The sequence below is a fragment of the Streptomyces sp. NPDC052701 genome (assembly GCF_040678355.1).
Lineage (GTDB): Bacteria > Actinomycetota > Actinomycetes > Streptomycetales > Streptomycetaceae > Streptomyces.
Genome location: NZ_JBFATO010000038.1, coordinates 1 through 19,742 on the forward strand (window position 1 = coordinate 1; position 19,742 = coordinate 19,742).

Annotated in this window: 18 protein-coding genes and 1 pseudogene; 7 read left to right on the forward strand and 12 right to left on the reverse strand. The window is 70.8% G+C overall.

Annotated features, from left to right (window positions below; translation table 11 throughout):
* Window positions 1-864, reverse strand: an 864-nt coding sequence (locus tag AB0L29_RS30000) for a S1 family peptidase (RefSeq protein ID WP_365831496.1), incomplete at its 3' end; no start/stop codon positions are given.
* A gap of 123 nt (window positions 865-987) precedes the next feature.
* A complete protein-coding gene (locus tag AB0L29_RS30005) occupies window positions 988-1,359 on the reverse strand; it encodes a hypothetical protein (protein ID WP_365831498.1) in 372 nt (123 codons plus the stop codon).
* 411 nt (window positions 1,360-1,770) lie between these two features.
* Here AB0L29_RS30005 and AB0L29_RS30010 point away from each other — a divergent pair, with 411 nt between their 5' ends.
* The 4 genes from AB0L29_RS30010 (at window position 1,771) to AB0L29_RS30025 (ending at window position 7,609) form a co-directional block, all read left to right on the forward strand.
* Window positions 1,771-5,295, forward strand: a complete 3,525-nt coding sequence (locus tag AB0L29_RS30010) for an ALF repeat-containing protein (protein ID WP_365831500.1) — start codon at window positions 1,771-1,773, stop codon at window positions 5,293-5,295.
* A gap of 8 nt (window positions 5,296-5,303) precedes the next feature.
* Window positions 5,304-5,723 carry a hypothetical protein gene (locus AB0L29_RS30015; protein WP_365831502.1) on the forward strand — a complete coding sequence of 140 codons (420 nt, stop codon included), beginning with the start codon at window positions 5,304-5,306 and terminating at the stop codon, window positions 5,721-5,723.
* Window positions 5,724-5,782: 59 nt separating this feature from the next.
* Window positions 5,783-6,067: a contact-dependent growth inhibition system immunity protein gene (locus AB0L29_RS30020; protein WP_365831504.1), complete on the forward strand. Its 285-nt coding sequence runs from the start codon at window positions 5,783-5,785 to the stop codon at window positions 6,065-6,067.
* A gap of 315 nt (window positions 6,068-6,382) precedes the next feature.
* On the forward strand, window positions 6,383-7,609 hold the full coding sequence (locus tag AB0L29_RS30025; RefSeq protein ID WP_365831506.1) for a cytochrome P450: 1,227 nt from the start codon (window positions 6,383-6,385) through the stop codon (window positions 7,607-7,609).
* A 54-nt stretch (window positions 7,610-7,663) separates the two neighbouring features.
* On the opposite strand, the gene AB0L29_RS30030 is transcribed toward AB0L29_RS30025, so the two are convergent.
* From AB0L29_RS30030 to AB0L29_RS30055, 6 genes are all read right to left on the reverse strand, one after another.
* Window positions 7,664-8,926 (reverse strand): cytochrome P450, encoded by a 1,263-nt coding sequence (locus tag AB0L29_RS30030; protein ID WP_365831508.1) that lies wholly within the window; start codon window positions 8,924-8,926, stop codon window positions 7,664-7,666.
* A complete protein-coding gene (locus tag AB0L29_RS30035; protein ID WP_365831510.1) occupies window positions 8,923-9,540 on the reverse strand; it encodes an ATP/GTP-binding protein in 618 nt (205 codons plus the stop codon). The genes AB0L29_RS30030 and AB0L29_RS30035 overlap by 4 nt, the downstream gene beginning before the upstream one ends.
* Complete coding sequence (locus tag AB0L29_RS30040; protein WP_365831512.1) at window positions 9,521-9,877, reverse strand: DUF742 domain-containing protein; 357 nt, start codon at window positions 9,875-9,877, stop codon at window positions 9,521-9,523. Before AB0L29_RS30040 ends, AB0L29_RS30035 begins: the two co-directional genes overlap by 20 nt.
* Window positions 9,874-10,293 carry a roadblock/LC7 domain-containing protein gene (locus AB0L29_RS30045; RefSeq protein ID WP_365831514.1) on the reverse strand — a complete coding sequence of 140 codons (420 nt, stop codon included), beginning with the start codon at window positions 10,291-10,293 and terminating at the stop codon, window positions 9,874-9,876. Before AB0L29_RS30045 ends, AB0L29_RS30040 begins: the two co-directional genes overlap by 4 nt.
* Before the next feature lie 120 nt (window positions 10,294-10,413).
* A complete protein-coding gene (locus tag AB0L29_RS30050) occupies window positions 10,414-12,147 on the reverse strand; it encodes an ATP-binding protein (RefSeq protein WP_365831516.1) in 1,734 nt (577 codons plus the stop codon).
* Window positions 12,148-12,734: 587 nt separating this feature from the next.
* The gene (locus AB0L29_RS30055) at window positions 12,735-13,631 is read right to left on the reverse strand and encodes a LysR family transcriptional regulator (RefSeq protein ID WP_365831518.1); all 897 of its coding nucleotides are present in this window, start codon (window positions 13,629-13,631) and stop codon (window positions 12,735-12,737) included.
* Window positions 13,632-13,730: 99 nt separating this feature from the next.
* On the opposite strand from AB0L29_RS30055, the gene AB0L29_RS30060 reads away from it, so the two are divergent.
* Together AB0L29_RS30060 and AB0L29_RS30065 are read left to right on the forward strand one after the other, a co-directional pair.
* Window positions 13,731-14,096 (forward strand): nuclear transport factor 2 family protein, encoded by a 366-nt coding sequence (locus tag AB0L29_RS30060; RefSeq protein WP_365831520.1) that lies wholly within the window; start codon window positions 13,731-13,733, stop codon window positions 14,094-14,096.
* A 218-nt stretch (window positions 14,097-14,314) separates the two neighbouring features.
* Window positions 14,315-14,995, forward strand: coding sequence for an NAD(P)H-dependent oxidoreductase (locus tag AB0L29_RS30065; protein ID WP_365831522.1), 681 nt, complete (start codon window positions 14,315-14,317; stop codon window positions 14,993-14,995).
* Window positions 14,996-15,067: 72 nt separating this feature from the next.
* Here the strand turns inward: AB0L29_RS30065 and AB0L29_RS30070 are convergent, their stop codons facing one another.
* Entirely contained in the window at window positions 15,068-15,949 is an 882-nt protein-coding gene (locus AB0L29_RS30070) for a GNAT family N-acetyltransferase (RefSeq protein ID WP_365831524.1), read from the reverse strand.
* 298 nt (window positions 15,950-16,247) lie between these two features.
* Between AB0L29_RS30070 and AB0L29_RS30075 the strand changes: the two genes are divergently transcribed.
* Window positions 16,248-18,194 (forward strand): cellulase family glycosylhydrolase, encoded by a 1,947-nt coding sequence (locus AB0L29_RS30075; RefSeq protein ID WP_365831526.1) that lies wholly within the window; start codon window positions 16,248-16,250, stop codon window positions 18,192-18,194.
* 43 nt (window positions 18,195-18,237) lie between these two features.
* Here AB0L29_RS30075 and AB0L29_RS30080 read toward each other — a convergent pair.
* From AB0L29_RS30080 to AB0L29_RS30090, 3 genes and pseudogenes are all read right to left on the reverse strand, one after another.
* A pseudogene (locus tag AB0L29_RS30080) lies at window positions 18,238-18,547 on the reverse strand (hypothetical protein); the annotation flags it as partial.
* On the reverse strand, window positions 18,544-19,029 hold the full coding sequence (locus tag AB0L29_RS30085; protein WP_365831528.1) for a hypothetical protein: 486 nt from the start codon (window positions 19,027-19,029) through the stop codon (window positions 18,544-18,546). The gene AB0L29_RS30085 and the pseudogene AB0L29_RS30080, both read right to left, overlap by 4 nt.
* A complete protein-coding gene (locus AB0L29_RS30090) occupies window positions 19,026-19,505 on the reverse strand; it encodes a hypothetical protein (protein WP_365831529.1) in 480 nt (159 codons plus the stop codon). Before AB0L29_RS30090 ends, AB0L29_RS30085 begins: the two co-directional genes overlap by 4 nt.
* Between the last annotated feature and the right edge of the window lie 237 nt (window positions 19,506-19,742).

Here is a 19,742-nt window from a genome sequence, read left to right on the forward strand (position 1 = left end):
CACCCGCACCAGACCCGCCTTCGCGTCACCGCCGACGGCCGCGTCCGGATCGGCGATCGCGGTGTCACGCACACCGTCGCAGTTGAAGTCCGTGATGCGGGCGGCATCGAGGACGGAGTCGATCCAGCCGCCGAGGTTGTCCAGGCGGACGTTCTCGGCGCCGGTGCGGGTCTCGGCTGGGTCCTGGCCGAAGCAGCCGCCCTGCCAGGAACGGCTGTTGACGGACACCAGCTCGTAGCCGCCGGCACCGGCGCGCAGCGCGGGGCCGCCGGTGTCGCCGGCGCACACGGCCGAGCCGTTCTGGCCGGTCATCTGCAGCGTGTCGGAGGTGACGGCGTCCACGGTGAAGGTGCCGACGTGCAGCTTCAGCGGTGCCCACTCGGTCCTGGTGCGGCCGTAGCCCGGCACCGTCAGCGACTCGCCGGTGGCCGGGCCGGCGGTGCTGACCTTGACCGGGGCGATACCGGTGACCGGCTTGTTCAACCGGGCCAGGAGCACGTCACGGTCGCTGCGCGGGGCCAGCTCGACCACGGTGCGGACCTGGCCGGCGGTGGAGGTCAGGTCGGTGCGGCCGATGGTCGCGGTGGTGCTCTTGGCGGGCTTGCCCGCGCGGACCGTGGAGGTCTGGCCGGGGTCGTCGGCGAAGCAGCTCGCCGCGGTGATGACCCACTGGGGGTCGATCAGCGCGCCGGTGCAGGCCCGCTCGGTGTCGCCGATGGCGATGCGGGCGGTGAAGGCGAATGTTCCGTCGTCGGCGGCGGCGCCGGTGACGGCCTGTGCCGGGGCTGCGGTGAGCGCTCCGGCGGCGACGGCGGCCGCGAGCATGCTGCTCGTCAGCGCCGCGCGAGGGCGGTTGTTGGACACGTGAGTTTTCCTGGTGGTTCAAGTCCGCGGATCGCGAGATGGTGCGTCAGAGGCCGGCCGAGGCGGCTGCCGCGCGGAAAGTGCGGGAAACGTCGGTACCGGTCCGGCGTCCGTGTGGACGGCTCAGCCGGTGACGCGCAGTTCGACGAGGACGGAGCGCAGACCGGTGTCGCCGGCCTCGCCCACCGGCTGGTACTCGTTGGCCGGTACGGAGATGACGGTTTCCTTGCCCTCGGCGCTCAGGGTCGCCTTGACAGGGTGGTCCTCGGTCCACACGCCGTAGGCGTCGGGCAGTTCCATGGTGAGAAAGCCCGTCTTCGCGGTCGCACGGAAGCAGTAGCCGCCGTTGTCCACGCGCGACTCGACCTTGATGTTCCAGGCTTCGCTGCACTTGACCAGGATGATGCGGCCGTCACCGCGCTTGAGCGTGATGCCCCGTTCCGTCAGGATCCGGTCGGCGCCCGGGTAGGCGAAGTCCTCGACCGCGACAGGCATGTCGGTGGCGGTCCCCGAGGCGGTCACCGTCTGCGCAGGCCGTGCGGAAGCCGGACCTGAGGTGAGCAGAGCCAGCGCTCCCAAGCCTGCCACAGCCGCGCTCGAGAGCCCGATCGCAAGTGCCCTGCGGGCACGCGATATCGCCATTTTTCCTTCTCCAAAGATGACGAGGGAGCGGATCCCCCCTCCGCTTGACGGAAGTAAAGCACATGTAAGAATCCCGTGAACGGTGCTGAACTGCCGCTTGCTTGCGGGGTGATGGGCCCGCCCGTACGTCATGTGGCGGCCGAAGCCGCTCCGCTTCGCAGTCGTACCCGGTTCTCCGTGGAACTCGCAAACCGGGCGTACGCGTGTTTGTCGCGCAGTGGCATGAGATGCCAGGATTTTACTTTTCGGTGGAGGAGCACTCAGGTGCAAGACCAGATACGCAGCCTGTGGTGGAGGAGGCGGCACAAGCCCGGTGCCGGGCGGCGACGGGAGCGCATTGCTTCCCTTCGGGCCTGCGCGCTCCTGCTGTCCGGCACGATCGCGGCCGGTCTGCTCGGAGCACCCCCAGCCGCGGCCACGGCCGGCGACGAGGACACGGTTCAGGCGGACAACCGCCAACTGGCCGTCGACTTCTGGATGTCGGGCGGCGCTGGAGTCAGGGAGGCCGCGGAGCAAGCACTCCTTGGTTCCGACGAGGACATCGCGCGGTTCATCGACGCCGAGCCCGCTCTGCGGCTCGCGGACGACAAGGTCGACGCCAGCCGTGTCCTGAACAGTGGCGGGCCCGCCGTACGGGAGGCCGCCAAGAAGGCCCTCGCCGGCTCGCCCGAGGAACTGCGCGCGTTCTTGAAGGACGGCTGGAAGGCGCCGCACGAGCAGGACCGGCGCGTGGAGGCCTCACGGGTGATCAACCTGGGCGGTACCGGTGTCCGTGAGGCCGGCCGGCGGGCGCTCGACGGTACGCCCGCCGATGTCGAGCAGTTCCTCGAAGTGGGCCAGTACACCGCTCGCGAGGCGGACAACCGGGTCGAGGTCTCGAAGATCTACAACACCGGTGGGCCGAACGTGAAGGCGGCCGCCAAGCTGGCCCTTCAAGGGACCCCGGACGACATCGTCGAGTTCCTGGAGGTGGGCCAGTTCGTCGCGCGCAACCGCGACCAGGAGCACGCCACCATTGCCCAGCTGACGGAACAGGCCAAGCGCGCCGGCAAGCAGGCGGAGGACGCGACCAAGGCCGCGCAGGAGGCTTCCGAAAAGGCCATCGCAGCGTCAGAGCTGGCCAAGCAGGCGGCGCAGAAGGCCGCCCAGGAGACCGAAGCGGCCAAGGACGACGCCACTCGCGCGGCGGTGAAGGCCAAGCAGGCCGCTGACGCCGCCCGTGCCGCCGCCGATGCCGCGCAGACGGCGATCGGCGCAGCCAATGCCGCCAACCGTTCGGCGCGTATCGCCGCGCTGGCCGCCGCACAGACCGCGAACGCCGCAGCCGCGGCCGCGGACGCGGCCACGCGTGCGTACAACGCGGCTATTGCAGCGGGCAAGGACTCCGCGCAGGCGGAGAACGCGCGGAACGCGGCCAGGACAGCCCGAGCAGCGGCGGATCTGGCCACCCAGTCGGGTAAGGCAGCCGAGCAGGCGAGTAAAGCCTCGCTGGCCGCCGCCACCGCAGCCGCGGCGTCCAAGAGCGCCGGCGCCAACGCGAACGCCGCCGCCGATGCCGCCGATGAAGCTGCCGGTTATGCCACCGCCGCTGGGGCGTCCTCGGCTCAGGCCCAGGCCGCCGCGGCTGAGACGCGCCGCCATGCAGCCGAGGCCAACCGTGCCGCCGATGCCGCCGAAGCGCTGGCCCGCAAGTCGGCCACGGCCGCCATGGAGGCCCGAAACGCGGCCGACTCCGCAGCCACCCATGCCAAGAACGCAGCCGACGCCGCGGACGAGGCGGCACTGCACGCGGGGGAGGCCACCGACGCGGCGGCTGAGGCGACCAAGCAGGCGGAGGCCGCCAGGATCGCGGCGGAAGCGGCCACCGAAGCCGTCGCCACCGCCAAGAAGACTTTCGACATCGCGCGTCAGACCGAGGCTGAGGACCTCGCCACGCGCACCGCGGCCGCCATCGAGGACGCCAAGTCCCGGACGGCCGTCGCCGACACCTTCACCGTCCAAGCAGCCGGCACCGTCGTCGAGGGCCAGGCCATCGCCGACGACACCAAGGCATTGGCGGCCGAGGCGGCCCAGCCCGACGTCGACACCGCCGCGCTCGCTCGCAAGGGCCGGGCCGTCGCCCTGCGTGCGATGAAGCACTTCGGCTCCTGGCGTCAACAAGCCGCCGCCGAGGCGCTGGCCGGCACCGACGAAAACGTCTTGGAGTACCTCCGCACCGGCTGGAAGGAGGCCGAGCAGGCTGAAATTCGCCAGCAGGTGGCCCATCTTGCCTCCACCAGCCCTTACGCATCCGTGCGCACGGCTGCCGCGACCGCGCTGACGGGCACCGAGCAGCAGATTCACGACTTCTACGTCAGAGGTCAGTACGAGGCCGGCCTCGACGACTACCGCGTCAAGGTCTCCCAGATCCACAACAGCGGCGGCCCTGGCGTGAAGGAAGCCGCCGAGAAGGCGCTGGCCGACGGCAGCGCACAGGCCCTGCTCGCCTTCCTCAACAACGGTCAGTACGCCGCTCGTACGGCCGACGAGCGCGTGATCGCCAGCCAGTTGGTCGACACCGGCGGGCCCGAGGTCCAGGCCGCGGCCAAAATCGCTTTGTCCGGGCCGTCGAATCAGCTGCATCAGTTCGTCCAGGCCGGTCAGTACATCGCCGACCGCAAGGACGAGCTCGCCTCCACCCACATCGCCCAGGTCCAGCGCCTGATCGCTGAGGGCGGCATCATCGCCGCCAAGGCCCAGCAGAACCGCTGGCTCGCCGCCAAGGCCGCAGCCGAAGCCCGTCAGGCTGTCCTGGAAGCCAAGGCAGCCGAAGCCGAAGCGCAGGAGAGCGCCGATCAGGCGGCTGGATACGCCGTCGAAGCCGATGAGGCAGCTGACGACGCCGAGGCGAGCGCGGCCAAGGCCAAGCAGTCCGCGACCACCGCACGTGCAGCCGCCGACCGGGCCGAGCAGGATGCCGTCGCCGCAGCGGAGTCCGCCGCTCAGGCGCAGTTCTCGGCCACGTACGCGTACACCTCGGCAGCCCGGGCCAAGCAGGCCGCGGACCAGGCGCGAGACGATGCGATCGCCGCCGGCAAGAGCGCCGGCGAGGCCGAGACGGCCGCTTCGCAGGCCTGGAAGCGTGTGGTGGAACTGCGCGAGGCCGAGGAGGCCGCGGCGCGCAAGCGGGCCGAAGAGGCGCGCAAGGCCGAGCGGGAGAGCAAGCCGCACTGCTACCTGCACCCGACCCGCGACAGTCTCCCGCCGTGTGCCCTGGCAGGCCAGCCCATCACGCCGACGCCGATCGACCCCGTGATGAAGGAGATCGTGTGGGGCGTCACCGGCTTGAACGAAGCCAAGGACTGCATCAAGGACCCCAAGCTCGGCAAGTGCGCCGGCATGGCCGCGATGGTGCTCCCCATCGGGGGGTTCAAGGCGCTGAAGAATCTCGACAACACCCTTCAGGCGGCCGCCGAAGCCTCGCGGGTCAGCCGCATCGCGGAAGCCTCGAAACTCGCGTTCAAGGCGGCCGAGAATCCAGCCGAAATTTTCGTCAAGAACAAGCATCTCAACATTCCGGGAGGATGGGGCAGGGCCGCCAAGTTCGATTCCACCTCCGTCACCGAGGTCCAGGGCTGGGTCGCCGAAGGGCTTAAGAAGTCCGATGCGACGTTCCTCCCGAACGGCGACGGTTCGTTCAAGGTCGTCGTGGACATGGGCCGCCCCGTCGGGACCAAGGGGCAAACCGGAATCAGGATTATGGTCAACGACGAAGGGAAGGTCTTCAATTGCTTCCCGGTGAATATCTAGGAGATGCGATGGAATTTCGGTACGACCATCTCACCACGCAGGATCTCCGTGGTACCAGCCGCGCAGAGCTGCTGGTGAACATCGAGGCGAACTTGTCCGTCGTGGACGCCGACGGCCCGGTGTTCCAGGAAGATCTCTTTCCCGTCGCAGAGTTGGCTCGCGACCTCTCCCGGTGGGCTGCACAGCCCGAGGAGAAGCGTGAAAACTTCGAATGGGAATCCATGAGCTATGATGAGAAGGGAACTGTTCGCATTCACGCGACCGAGGCCGGATGGCGCCTGGGCTCCGTTCAGACCCCGGATTCCTGGAGTCGTCCGGTGAGCTGGCCGGAACTGCTCGGATCCATCCGTGACTATGTGGCCCGGGTGCGTCGGGACATCGAGGCGCTCGGTATCGACTCGGCATTCATCGAAGCGAACGACGACTGAGTGACCATGGCCTGGGGCCGGCTCCTCACGGAGCCGGCCCCCTTCGAACCGGACATCTGATGCTTTCCAAAGAAATCACCTGCCTTGCTCAGGCCTACTTCCACCAGGACTACGACCTCGAATACGACTCGCCGATCCAGGCGTTGGTGGATTACCGGGAAGTCCATGACGAAAAGACCGTCAGTGCCTTGCGCGAAGCGCTGCAGGATCTGATCGACTCGGGGATCTCCGAGGAGGAACTCGCGGCCCTGTGGCTCGAGGAGGGCCTGGCCAGCTACGATCCGCGCGCCGACGGAATCTCCATGTCCGACTGGTTCCGCAAGATGGTGGACGTCCTGACATAGGAACATGCCGGGGCTGGTCAAGCCGTGCCCGGCAGGCACCGGCTGCCGGCCTCCTCGACTGCGACGCTCCGAAGGGCCGGCCGGTCACCTTTCCCCGCTGCCCCGCCGCGCGCTCGCGGACGGCGCGCTCGTCCTGGCGGACCCGGGCGGCCCCTCCGGGGCGGCGGCTGCTAACAGCTTCCGCCCGGGCAGCCAGGCACTGTTTTCGGCCAGCCCTTGTCCGAAAAGTGCCAGTAGGTCGGACCGCTCTGTTCCAGCCTACTGATGATCAATAATCTTGTGTGGCAAGCACGTTCCTTGACCTGAGGGAGCCCCATGTCCACCGCGCAGCAGGTCCCCGACATCCTCTCGCCCGAATTCGCGGCAGATCCCTACCCGGCCTACCGCGCGATGCGCGAGAGCGCGCCCCTCTTCTGGCACGAGGCCACCCAGAGCTACGTCATCTCCCGCTACGAGGACGTGGAGAGGGTCTTCAAGGACAAGAAGAACGAGTTCACCACCGACAACTACGACTGGCAGATCGAGCCCGTACACGGCAAGACGATCCTCCAGCTCAGCGGGCGCGAGCACGCCGTGCGGCGGGCGCTGGTCGCCCCGGCCTTCCGCGGCAGCGACCTGCAGGAGAAGTTCCTGCCCGTCATCGAGCACAACTCCCGGGAACTGATCGACGCCTTCCGGCACACCGGGTCCGCCGACCTGGTGGCCGACTACGCGACCCGCTTCCCGGTCAACGTGATCGCCGACATGCTGGGCCTGGACAAGGCCGACCACGCCCGGTTCCACCGCTGGTACACGTCCGTCATCGCCTTCCTCGGCAACCTCTCGGGCGACCCCGAGGTGACCGCGGCCGGGGAGCGCACCCGGGTGGAGTTCGCCGAGTACATGTTCCCGATCATCCGGGAACGCCGCGAGAACCTCGGTGACGACCTGCTGTCCACGCTGTGCGCCGCCGAGGTCGACGGGGTGCGGATGAGCGACGAGGACATCAAGGCGTTCTGCAGTCTGCTGCTCGCCGCGGGCGGGGAGACCACCGACAAGGCCATCGCCAGCATCTTCGCGAACCTCCTGCTGCACCCCGAGCAGCTCGCGGCCGTGCGGGAGGACCGCGGTCTGATCGCCCGGGCCTTCGCCGAGACGCTGCGCTACACGCCGCCCGTCCACATGATCATGCGTCAGTCGGCCACCGAGGTCACGCTCAGCGGTGGCACCATCCCGGCCGGCGCGACCGTCACCTGCCTGATCGGCGCCGCCAACCGGGACCCGGAGCGCTACCGGGAGCCGGACCGGTTCGACATCTTCCGCGACGACCTGACCACGACCACCGCCTTCTCCGCCGCCGCCGACCACCTCGCGTTCGCGCTCGGCCGGCACTTCTGCGTCGGGGCCCTGCTCGCCAAGGCCGAGGTGGAGATCGGCGTCGGCCAGCTCCTCGACGCCATGCCCGACGTGCGGCTCGCCGACGGCTTCGACCCCGTGGAGCAGGGCGTCTTCACCCGGGGGCCGCAGTCCCTGCCGGTGCGGTTCACCCCGGTCGCGCGCTGACGGCCGGCCGGGCCGGACGCTCGCCGGCCGACCCGGCCCACCGGGCCGGTCGTGCTACTGCACGACCGGCGTGAACTGCACCGGCAGCGCCGTCAGACCGCGCATCCAGATGGACGGGCGCCAGGTCAGCTCCTCCGGGTCCACCGCGAGCACCAGGTCGGGCAGCCGCTCCAGCAGCGTCTCGACCGCCGTACGGGCGATGACGTCGGCCAGCAGCGGGGCCGGGTAGGGGCAGCGGTGCTCCCCGTTGCTGAACGACAGGTGCGCGGAGTTCTCCGCCCCGACGTGCGCCTCGGGCCAGATCAGCGGATCGGTGTTGGCCGCGGCGAGCCCCAGCACCAGGCAGTCGCCCGCCCGGATCTGCCGCCCGCCGAGCTGGGTGTCGCGCACCGCCCAGCGGCCGATGAAGTTCTGCGTCGGCGTGTCGAGCCAGAGCACCTCGTTGAGCGCCTCGCCGACGCTCAGCCGGCCGCCCGACACGTTCAGGGCGAAGCGCTCGTCGGTGAGCAGCAGCCGGAGCGTGTTGCAGATCCAGTTCGCCGTGGGCTGCTGCGCCGCGGCGATGACGGAGATCAGGTCCTGCACGACCTCCTCGTCGGTCAGCCCGGCCGGATGCGTCAGCATGCGCGAGGTGACGTCCGGGCCGGGCCGCTCCCGCTTCTCCTTCACCAGCTGCTGGATCCGTTCCCCCACCCGCGTGTAGGCGGCCACCGGGTCGTCCCCCTCGGCCGCGTCGAGGGAGATGCGCAGGTCCTCCACGAGCTGCTGGGTGTCCGTGCCGGTGTGCGGCATGCCGCACATCTGGACCGCCGCGCGCATCGGCAGGGCGTGCGCGTAGGCGCTCATCAGCTCGGCCTGGCCGCTGCCCGCGAAGGAGGCGATGAGCCGGTCGGCGATCTGCTGGCACTCGCGGGCCAGTTCGAACTGGTCGACGCCCTCCAGCGCCTGCGTGATGACTCCGGCCCGCCGCCGGTGCTCCTCGCCCTCGGTGAACAGCACCGACGGCTGGTAGCCGACGAACGGCAGCAGCGGCCAGTCCGCGGGGATGTTCTCCCACTGGTTCCAGCGCCGCGAGTCGCGCGCGAACAGCTCGTCGTGCCGGGTCACGTAGGTGACCTCGGAGTAGCCGAGGACCAGCCAGGCGGGAATGTCCCCGTCCAGCAGGACCGGCGCCACCGGGCCGTGCTGGCGGCGCAGTTCGCGGTAGAGCTGCGACGGCGTCTGCTGGTACTCCAGACCGGTCAGGCGCACCGCGCCCGCATGGGCGGGGCAGCCCGGTGGGGCCGCGTGCGGGGAAGGGGATGCGGTGTCGGTCACGGTGTCGTCTCCTGGGCCATGGCCATTTCGTAGAGGTGGTCCACGAGGGTGATCAGTACGTCCTTGCCCGACGACCTGACCCGGGCGTCGCAGTCGACCAGCGGCACGTGGGCGGGCAGGGACAGCGCCTGGCGGATCTCCTCCAGGGAGTGCCTGCGGGGGTCGTCGTCGAACCGGTTGACGGCCACGACGAACGGCGTCCGGTGGTGCTCCAGCCGGTCGATCGCGTACCAGGAGTCGTCCATGCGCCGGGTGTCGACCAGGACGACCGCGCCGAGGGTGCCGGAGAAGAGCCGGTCCCACAGGAACCAGAAGCGTTCCTGGCCCGGGGCGCCGAACAGGTACAGCACCATGCGGTCGTTGAGGCTGATCCGGCCGAAGTCGAACGCCACGGTCGTGGTGGTCTTCGCGGCCACCCGGTTCGTCTCGTCGACGCCGACACCCGCCTGCGTCATCACCTCTTCGGTGTTGAGCGGCCGGATCTCGCTGACGGAGCGGACAAGTGTCGTCTTGCCGACGCCGAATCCGCCCACGATGACGATCTTCAGGCCGGTCTCGGCGGCGTCGGACAGGGGTGTGCGCTGGGCGGGCAGCTCAGAGGTTGCGGAGCCCATGGAGCACCTCCTTGAGAAGGGCGGAATCGGGGAGCGAGGCGGCGGACCGGGCGGCGCGCGGATGGCGGGCGGTGATGCGGCCCGTGGCGAGGAGGTCGCCGAGGAGGATGCGCACCACCGTGATGGGCAGCTTCAGCTCCGCGGCGATCTCCACGACGGCCGTCGGGTGCCGGCACAGCTCCAGGATCCGCACGTGCTCCGACTGCATGCCGACCCCGGGCTCGCTCTCGGCCACCACCAGCGTGACGAGGTCGAACGCGTCGTCCGCCCGGCTGCGTCCGCCGGTGACCGTGTAGAGCCGGTCGGGGTCACCGGTGTCCACGGGCCTGCGCATCACGAGGAGGCGCTCCCCTGGACGCCCTGGCGGGGTTCGGCCCGCAGATGTTCGCCGATCTGCTCGACCAGCTCGGTCATCTGGTGGCCGACGACGCCGGGGTCGGCGTTCTCCTCGGCGAGGACCGCCAGGTGCGCGCCCTGGCCGGCCTCCACGATGAACAGCAGGCCGCCGTGGAACTCGGTCATGGAGTGGCGGACGCCGCCGCTGCCGTCGCCGAACTCGACGGAGGCGCCCTGGGCGAGGGCCTGCATGCCCGAGCAGATCGCCGCCAACTGGTCAGCCTGATCGAGCGTGAGGTGTTCGGTCCAGCAGAGCTTCAGGCCGTCCCGGGACAGGACGAGAGCGTGCCGGGTGCCGGGGGTGCGCTCCAGAAGGCCCTGCAGGAGCCAGGTGAGGCTGTTGTCGGTGGTCTGCATGGTGGGTGGTGGGCCGTGGTGTCCGGATGCCCGGGTGTCCGGCCCGTTCCTCCAATCTGACGAATTCAAGCGGGGGTGGGGGCGCCGAAGCCCCGGGCGCCGTACGGGAGGGTCGGAGACCTAGTCGGTGGCCGGCGGCTCGGCTTCGGCGCCGGTTGCGGACGCGGTGTCGCCGCCGGAGTGACGTCCGCGGTGGAAGGCGCCGAAGCGCGCGCCCGCGTCCCGCGCCGCCGCCGGGCGGTGCGCCTCGTCGCGTGCGGGGCCCTCGGCCGTCGCCCTGCGGTGCTGACGCTCCCGCTCGGCCTCGGCCATGGTGCGGCCGGGGGCGCGCACCGGCAGGCCGTTGGGTGTGGCGTCCGCGGTACGCCGGTGGGTGTCCTGCTCGGGGGGAGCGGCCGGGGCGGCGGGACGCGGCGCGGCGATCGGCCGTGCGGCCGGGTCGGGCGCTTCGGGTCGCGTCACGGGGGCGGGCCCGGGCGTGGGCGCGGCGGCGGAGGGGCGGCGCGGGGTCTCGCGCGGCGCGGGCTCGCGCTTCTGGGCGAGGAGTTGCGGGGGCAGCAGGACGACGACGCCGGTGCCGCCGCGCGACGAGGGCCGGTAGTTGACGCTGATGCCGTACTTGACGGCCAGGCGTCCGACCACGGCCAGTCCGAGCCGGGTGCCCTGGAGCGAGGCGAGGTCCATGACGCGTCCGGCCACCGCCTCCTCGGCGCGCCGCATGGCCGCGTCGGCCATCTTCAGGCCGCTGTCCTCGATCGTGACGACCAGTCCGGCGCTGCGCTCCTCGACGTAGACGTGCACTTCGTCGATCGGTGGCGAGAAGTTGGCGGCGTTGTCCATCAGCTCGGCGAGCAGGTGCATGACGCCTTCGGCGGCGAAGCCGGAGACCGCGGCGTTCGTGGAGCAGTGCAGCCGGACCCGCTGGTAGGCCGCGATCCGGCCGACCGCGCCGCGCAGGATGCTCTCCATGACGATCGGCTTGTTCCAGGCGCGGCTGGAGCGGCCGCCCATGAGGAGGGCCAGGCGGTCGGCCATCAGGCCCAGCTGGGAGGTGCTGTGGTCCAGCTTCAGCAGGTCGCCGAAGACCTCCTCGCCGTGCCGCTCCTGCATCTCCCGCAGGTCGGCGAGCATGCTGACGGCCTTGGCCTGGACGCGGCTGAGGGCCTTGGCCGAGGCGGCCTGCGCGGCGGCGGCCCGCCGTTCGCTGTGCGCGAGTTCGCGGATGAACGATTCGGCCGGCAGGCGCAGCAGGGGGAGCCGCGGCAGTTCCAGCTCGGCGAGGACGGTGTCGGCGGACTGGCCCTCCCGCAGCCTGGTCACCGCGGCGGGCAGTGTCTCCGACGTCAGCCGCTCCAGTTCCTCCCTGCCCTGCGCCATGTCCTGCCGGATGCTGTTGCGCTCGGTGTCCAGGGCGGCGGCGTACTGCACGACCTGCTCCAGCTCGGCGGCGAAGGTGTGCACGATCTGGCGCAGTTGGGGGTCGGAAGGCGGAACCGCCTTCCCCACGGCGGCGTTCGCGCTCTCCCCGTCCCGCAGCCGCTTCGCGACGGCGGGCAGGGTGACGTTCACCAGATGCGAGGCCTCGGCCGTGTGGTGCGTCAACTGCCTTCTCAGGTCGGCGACTTCGGCACCTCGCGCGGCGGCGGAGCGACGGGCGCGCCGGGTCAGCACGGTGCTGACCACGACGGTGACCGCCAGGAAGACCCAGACCACCAGGGCCGAAATAGCCGTCCAGGCGCGGGCGGTGGCGGGCGCGGCCGCGATCGCCGCGCCCGCGGCTGCGGTGCTCACCAGCAGCACGGCCAGAGGGACGGCCGGCGAGGCGTGCTGCGCTGTGGCTGACCGATGTGGCATGGCCGGTGCAGGCTCTGACATTCCGCGGATCCTCGGTCTTGAGCGGGAGAGGTACGGGTCGACCGGCTTACGACGGCCGTACGTCGGGAGGAGGACGTCAACCCGACATGATCGTCCGGGCCCCGGACACTGGCTCATGCTAGTCACCCGGTCGAGTGCTTCGATCACTCTGGGGGCACACTCTGCCGAGCAGGCGATTTCGTCGTGAACGTGCTGCAGGAACAGGGAGCCGTGGTAGGGGAATGAGCCACCCGGAGCGGCACGGCTTCTCTTCCGGATGTCCCGTTAGGTCTCTTTCTGTGACCCTTCCTGCCGTCAACTCGCGATGTCGATTCATCACTTCGAGTACATGAGTGTGGTCTCGATAGTTGGTTTTCAGCCAATTCCAGGCCGCTGGATCGTATTGGCATATGCCGGTCTGCGGTCGGCGGCGACGGGGAGGACGCCTCGAGCGCGGTCGCCGGGGCCGGTCGCGAGCACGGTGGGAGGCAGGACCCGCCGGCGGGCTCGCAGTGAGGCTGCCGGCCGGTTTTTGCGGGCACGGCCCAGGCGAGTCCCGGCACACCCCCCGAGCGGCTCTTGGGACGTCACCCCTGAGTGGGGCCGGGCTTGGCGAACGCTCGCCGGCTGTGCGCGAGCAACTCGCGCACCGAGGGGTTGTGCGTGCTCTTCCAGACCAGAGCGAGCAGTGCCGGTGTCTCGATGTCGTCGATGGTGCGGGCGGTGAGCCGGTCGCGGTAACTCGCGGCCATCGAGGTGCTGAGGACGGCGACGCCGAGCCCGCGGGCGGCGAGGTCGGCGATGGCGTCCGCGGCACTGGCTTGCAGCGCGATCGGGGGGTGGAGGCTCTGTGCGGCGCAGGCGCGGTCGAACACCGTGCGCAGACCGGTGCCGGGTGGCATGCACACGATGGGGTGGGCGGTCAGGTCCCGCAGAGTGACCCGCCGCTGTCGCGCCAAGGGGTGCCCGGCCGGGACTGCCGCGACGAGCCGCTCGCTGACGATCGTCAGCGCGTCCAGTCCCTCGGGGGCGGCGGGCGCGGTCCCGACGAGGGCCAGGTCGACGGCGCCGGCGCGCACCCTTTCGACGAGCCGGTCGGAGCTGTCCTCCAGCAGCGAGATCTCGACACCGGGATGCGCCCGGTGGAACGCGGCGAGGGCGTCGAAAAGCGGGGTGAGGGTGCAGCCGATGACCATGCCGACCGTGAGCCGGCCCCGGATCATGTCGGTCACCTCGCCCACCGCCTGGCCGACCGCCCCGGCTGCGGCGAGTGCGGCGCGCGCGTGCCGGAGCGCGGCCTTCCCGGCAACCGTGAGCGTGACGGTGCGCGCCGACCGGTCGAACAGCTCGGTACCGAGTTCCCGCTCCAGCTGGCGGATCTGGGCGCTGACGCCGGACTGGCTGATGCGCACTCGCTCGGCCGCCCTGGTGAAGTTCTGCTCTTCGGCGACCGCGACGAAGTATTCCAGCTGCCTGAGTTCCATGACTGAAAATTCTAGCTCCCAGCAAATCCATCTGTTGGACTTCTGATCGGTGGGCAACCATGCTGGGAGGCGTCGAAGTCCGATGCCAGGAGGAACCCCATGCCGGAGTACGAGAAGGCCATGCGGCCCGAGGACCTCACCCGCCTGTTCGTCGAGCGGTCCAATGCCGGTGACGCGGCCGGCGTCGCCGCGCTCTACGAGGAGGAGGCGGTGATGGCCTACCCTCCCGGCGAGCTGACGGTGGGGCGGGAGGCGATCCGTGCGCTGTGGGAGAAGGTGCTGGCCGACCGCCCCCGCTTCGAGCCGGAACAACCGCTGCCGACGCTGGTCAGCGGTGACATCGCCCTGACCTCGACCCCGCCGAAGGACGGGGCCGGCGCCCGGGCGCAAGTTGTCCGGCGCCAGCCCGACGGGAGCTGGCTGCGCCTGCTCGACCAGCCCGAGTTCGCCCCGCCCGCCCGCTGACCTCCTCGCTTTCCGTGGGTCCGCCAAAAGCGGGGACTGCTGGGGGACCCCGAGGGGCGCCCCCCGGCGCCGGGGAGCAGGGGGGACGCCCCTCGGGATCGTGGTGATCCCAGGAGCTGGTCCGGCGGTTGATCTGGTCGAGGTGTTCAAGACCCAGGGCAGCCCTGATCGGCGCCACCTCTGATTGACGCATCGCAATACGTCGATATGATTTCCCCATGTCGACCTTCGATGCTGCGCCCACCGCCCTGATCGTTCACGCTCACCCCGAGCCCCGCTCGTTCAGCACCGCCCAGATGACCACCGCGGCTCAGACCCTGCGCGAGGCCGGGTACCGGGTGGACGTCCTCGACCTCTACGCCGAGGGATGGGCCCCGGTCCTCGCCCGTGAGGAGTTCGCACCGGTGGACGGCCCGTTCAAGCCGCAGGCCGAGCAGATGCGCGCGGTCGAGGCGGGGACGCTCGACGCGGCCGTCAGGGCCCATCTCGACCGACTGCTCGCCGCTGATCTGCTCGTGCTGTCGTTCCCGATGTGGTGGTTCTCGCTGCCCGCCGTCCTCAAGGGATGGGTGGACCGGGTCTTCGTGATGGGAGCGGTCTTCGGCGGGGACCACGGGCTCTTCGGCGACGCGGCGCTCGCCGGGAAACGAGCGATGCTGCTGTTCACGACCGGCGGGCCCAGTGAGTCGTTCCGGCCCGGTGGCGCCTTCGGCCCGATGGACGACTTCCTGTTCCACATCCACCGCGGGATGCTGGAGTTCGTCGGCTTCCAGGTCCTCGACCCGGTGATCACCTACGGACCGGCCCGCATGACCGACCAGGAACGAACGGCCGCGCTGGAGGCGGTCGGAGAGTCCGTCGCGCGCATCGCGGCGGATTTCCCCGCCCCCGTGCGCTGACCCCGGCGTCGACGAGAGCCGGGACACGTCGGAGATTGCCGCTGCTGTCGTGCGCCGCGGCTTCGCCGGTTCTCAACCGGCTTCCGGTGCGGCGTACGAGAAGTCGTACACGGCCCAGTCGGTGAGTGTGCGATAGCCGAGGCGCTGGTAGAGGGCGTTGCTGGTGGGGTTGGACAGGTCCGCGAACAGCACGACGTCCCTCGCGCCCGCGTCCAGTGCGGCCCGGCTCACTTCCGCCGTCACGGCGCCCGCGTAGCCACGGCCTCGCAGGTGGGCAGGGGTGTAGACGATGTCCACCTGGATCTGGCCGCCGATCATGGGGTTCATGCCCGCGATGGAGACGGGTGTGCCGTCGGGCGTCTCCCAGAACATGTAGCGCTTGTCGGCGAAGCGCGTGCTTGCCCAGGAGCCGGCGTCCACGGAGACGGCTTCCCCGACGGCCTTGGCGAACTCGCCGCACCAGAAAATGACTTGTTCGAGGTCCTGCTCGCCCAGGAGGCGTCCCCGGCCCGCCGGCAGCGGTTCCGGTGGGGTGAGCGTGCCGAGGCGGTACAGACGGAGCCGCGTGTCGCGGAGTCTCGGTGCGGCCCCGGTGTGCCGCTGCCAGGCCTCGGCGAAAGCGGTGGCGGTGCTGTGGTCCGCGCTGACGCGGGAGAGGGAGTGCCCGAGGGCGGCCAGGCGGACGGCGAGGGAGTCGGCCTGCTCGGGCGAGAGCGGGGAGAGGCCCAGAGCGCGGGGCGGGAGGCGGTAGAAGGTGGCGTGGACCTCGCCCGCTCGCTCCAGCACGCCGAAGACGGGGGCTTCGGTGCCGAACCCGTGCGCTCCACGCGTTCGCACCCGCTCGGCCCACGTCAGCTGCATGACGTGCGGACCGGGCCGGGAGCGCAGGAAGTCTCCGGCTCGGGCGGAAAAGTCGTCGACGTCTTCGGTGAGATACCAGTCTCCTGGGCGCATGCTTCATGATTCCCCCTGCTGTGGAAGCGCCCAACGGTTTTCCGCCAGGGTGAGGAAGCGGACGGCGGGCCTGCGGACCAGTGCGGGCTCCGCCCCGCGCCCGGGTTCGCTGAGGCGGAGGGCCGCACGACCCGATCGCGTGTGGCAGGTCACGGCGAACTTTTCCCGCGCGGACGCGAAGGGGCCGTCGATCCCGTGTCCGCCCGTGCTGCTCCTCGTCGCCGGTGTCGGTCCCGAGCCTGGACCCGATGAGCCCCATGCCGCATCATGACGCTGTCATGACAATGTTTTCCCTGCGATGACGACCGGGACGGTGACCGTGCGCGGCTCCCTGGGCAAGGCAGTTCTGGCTGCCGTCCTCCTGCTGGTGCCCTTGGCGCCCGTTCCCGCAGCCGCGGCCCCCCAGGGACCCGGCCCTTCCGCCGCGGACGCCGACCCTGCCGCCGCGGACTGGACGGCGCCGCTCAGCACGCGGGGCCGCTGGATCGTCGACGCGGACGGGGACCGGTTCAAGCTGCGGTCCGGCAACTGGCACGGAGCCAGTGGCACCTGGAACGGCACCGGCAGCGCGGACGAGGATGCCAACCACCACGCGGGGGAGAACTCCGGCCGGATACCGCTCGGCCTCGATCGCGCTCCGATGGCCGAGATCATCGCCGGTTTCCGGGAGATCGGGATCAACAGCATCCGGCTGCCCTTCTCCAACGAGATGATCCACGACACCCGCTCCGTCACGGACGATGCCGTCGCCGCCAACCCCGCGCTGCGCGCAATGACCCCGCTCCAGGTCTACGACGCCGTCGTCCGTGAACTCACCGGCTCCGGCTTCGCCGTGATCCTCAACAACCACACCAACACCACCCGTTGGTGCTGCGGCGTCGACGGCAACGAGCGCTGGAACGCGAGCCGGTCCACCGAGGCCTGGGAGAACGACTGGCTGTTCATGGCCCGCCGCTACCGGGACGACAAGCGCGTCGTGGGCGCCGACCTCTACAACGAGGTCCGCCGCGACACCTGGGACGACCCCAACTGGGGCGCCGGTGACGACCATGACTGGTTCACCGCTTCCCAGCGCGTCGGTGACCGCATCCTGACGGAGGCCAACCCCGACCTCCTCATCGTCGTCGAGGGCATCAACTGGACCGGCATTCCCGTCGACGGGTTCGCGCACGGGCGCCCCACCCTGGAACCGGTACGTCATCTCTCGCACACCCTCGTCGACTCGGGCAAACTCGTGTACTCCGCTCACTTCTACGGCTACACCGGCCCGCACCACAGCGGCGCCACCGGCATCGGCGAGACCAGCGACCCCCGCTACCAGGACCTGCCCCCTGCCGAACTGATCGACGTACTGAACCGCCAGGCCTTCTACCTCACCGCCGAGCAGGACCGGCACTTCACCGCCCCCCTCTGGATCAGCGAGTTCGGCGTCGGCGGCCGTGAGGAGACGGGCGCCGGACAGCGTGCCTGGTTCGAGAACTTCGTCGACCATCTCATCCGCACGGACGCCGACTTCGCGTACTGGCCGCTCGTCGGCTGGCACGAGAACCGCAGGGGCAACGGCTGGGCGCTGCTGCACTGGGATGCCGCAGGCCACCGCATGGGTCTCCACGACGGCGACGACTGGCGGGCCGGGGCATGGACCCGGCTCGTCGAGGCCACCGGCCGAACGGGCGGCGTGGACCCCGCGGCCCGCTGGTCGATGCTCAGCCCCGACCACACCGACTTCGTCGCCTCGCGGCGCACCCGCGCGCTCCCCGACTGGGACCCGGGCGCACGCAAGGCTGTCTGCCCCGACGGGCAGCGTCTTCTCGGCCTCAGCCACACCGGCAACCGGGGCCTGTGCTCCGACGCGGCCGCCGGGCCCCGGTGGGACCCCCTCGGCGGACACGAGGTGGTCAAGGACGAGCGGCACGTGAAGCCGGGCGGTGACTGGGCGTCCGGATACACCAAGCTCCAGTGTCCCGAGGGCTCTTTCCTCACCGGCTACAGCGTGCGCGGCGCCGCCGTCTCAGCCGCCCTGTGCGTACGGGCCTCGCCCGGTGAGATCGTCGGCGCGAGCGGCCGTACGGTCTGGTTCGACCGGAGCGACAACCGGGGCTCGCTCCCGAAAGGCGGCGACTTCGCGCACGGCCACCACAAGGGCCAGTGCGCGGACGACGAGTACGCGGCGGGCATCGCCTGCACCGGCCGCATCGGCTCGTCACGGACCCCGGACGCGCTGTACTGCCGCAGGCTCGGCTGACGACGCGTCCCGGAAGCCCGCGACACCACGAATGGGTGGGGGCGCGAGCGGTCGTGGAGTCCACGCCGGCCGGCGACCGGCCGGCCTTCCCCCTGGCGGGCGCCCTCGGCGAGCGGGCCTTCCGGCAGCGCGCGGAGGACGCCGGCGTCCCGCCGGAACTGGAAGCGGCCGCAGACCGTCGGCCGGGGACCGGACCCACGGGGCGTCTCCCGCCGGAGGGCGCCGGACCGGAACCGCCCGATCACTCCTTCGAACCGTTCCCGCAGCCGCTCGGGGTACGGACCGGACCCGCCGATCGGCAGGCAGGGATCGACGGACTTCCACCGCTGGTCAACGAGTTGCCCACGCGTCACACTCGACGTCCCACCGGGTTCTGCCCCGGCCGGGGCAGAACCCGAAGACCGGCCACCCCATCACCCGGGCCCTGGCGCAGGAGCGACTCCGGATCCCGCAGGGCGTACCACAGTCCCGCCGCGAGCGGTACGACCGTCATGGCGAAGAAGACCCAGAACACGAACCCGGCCACGGGCGCGAGGTCGTAGACGGTGCCGTCCTCCCACCGACAGTAGGCCCGTGGCGGAAACGGAGTGGAGACCGCCGAGACCTCCCCGCTCCCGAGAACGCCCTTCCGCATCGGCTCCCTGGGGCAGGGGGCGGTCTCCGGGAACAGGAAGGGGTCGTCCGCCGTCATGATCACGGCCCAGGTGACGGCGCCGAGCGGAACCGACCAGAACACCGCGGTCCGCACCCACAGCGGCAGCAGCGGATGCGCCAGCAGTCCGCGCAGCGCGACCCAGCAGACCACGAGCCCGACGAAGACCGGGAGCAGCGTCATGACACCACCGCGGTCTTCCGGGCACGGACCTTGGTCGCGTGGCCCGCGCCGATGACGAGCAGGACGGCGGCCAGGGCGAGGGACGCGGTCGCCCAGTTCATCCACACGTAGCCGGGATCACTGGAGTAGACGGTGCCGTCGTCGCGGACGCAGTCGAAGCGGAGGGGCAGGTACGAGGACCGGTGGTGGGAGAGGCCCTGTTTCGTCTCCGCGTCGAAGCCGTCGCGGCAGGCCGGAGCAGGAACCGAGTCCGCGCCGTCGCCGAACTCCTCCTCCGACACCACAACGGCGAAGAATCCCAGGGAGTAGACGGCCGCGGCCGCCCACGCAGCCGTCTTCGCCGCACGGCGCAGCAGGTGCACCACCCAGGGCTCGGGGCGGCCGGGGAACGCCATCGCGACGACCCCCGCCGCGGCGATGAGCGCGCCGACGGCACAGACCGCGGAAAGACCCAGACCCACCAGACCCACCAGCACGCCCGTCACTCCCGTCCGCGCGGGGGCGAGGTCCGAAGGACGAGGGGGGGGGCGGTACGCATGCGGCCACCTCATCAGCACCGCACCGGACCGTCTGTGACGGAAGCCACTCCTCCGTCGCAGCCGTGTCACAGCGGGCGGAGGCCCTTGGGCGTGTTGCCCGGACAGGCCGGTGACGCGGCCGGCCGGCGGTGCGGCCGCCGCCGCGAACGCAGGGCCGGGCACTTCTCGCCCTCG